2 pseudogenes are annotated in these 795 nt (G+C 22.9%); both read left to right on the plus strand.

Annotated elements, in window-relative coordinates:
- Window positions 1-599, plus strand: a pseudogene (locus tag H2280_RS08375) (glycosyltransferase family 2 protein); the annotation flags it as partial.
- Window positions 592-795 (plus strand): annotated as a pseudogene (locus H2280_RS08380) (radical SAM protein); the annotation flags it as partial. The pseudogenes H2280_RS08375 and H2280_RS08380, both read left to right, overlap by 8 nt.

Genomic DNA, 795 nt, shown 5'->3' on the forward strand with positions numbered 1-795 from the left:
ATCTAAGAAAAAATCCTTATATAGAGCAAAATATAGCACCTATTTGTGCTCTTCATCGTTATGGAAATTATATATCAACTCTCAATAGAATTGATGATAAATATAAATTTGAATTTATTGAGAAATTTGCTAAAGATTTTGAGCAAATTTTTAAAGAAAATGAAATAGATTATTCCATATTTGGGTTCCATAAAATAGAACTTATTAATACTGTTATTGAAAATCCTAGAATGTTTTATTATGGTCTAATTAGCTTAAAATCTCGCATTCGAAACCAACTAACGTATAAGTTAGGCCATTGTTATATAAAAGCAAATAATATATTTAAAAAAATTTTACTTCCTTTGAGCTTGTTAAAGATTTTAATTAGCCATTATTTTGAGCAAAAAATTTATAAAAGTATTTTATATTTTAGACCAGATTTAAAACTTCCTTCTGTAAGTTTATATAGTGAATTTTTAGATTCAATTTTAATTCGAAATGAGATTACTTATCGCTGCGGAAGTATTATACTTAAGGCATTTAAGCATTGGTACAAAGGAAAACTTTTTCTTTTGCCTTTTAAATTATACAGTTTGAAAAGGTCTAAAAATGTATAGATTTAAAAAATGGTTTTTTTCACTTATTAAAAATTATAAGCAACATGAAAAAATTAAGTTAGATTTAAATAATACAAAATTAGATTTAGCTAACGTGAAAGTAGATTTAAATAATACAAAATTAGATTTAGCTAACGTGAAAGTAGATTTAAATAATACAAAATTAGATTTAGCTAACGTGAAAGTAGATTTAAAT

Source organism: Campylobacter sp. 2457A (assembly GCF_020135895.1).
Classification (GTDB): domain Bacteria; phylum Campylobacterota; class Campylobacteria; order Campylobacterales; family Campylobacteraceae; genus Campylobacter_D; species Campylobacter_D taeniopygiae.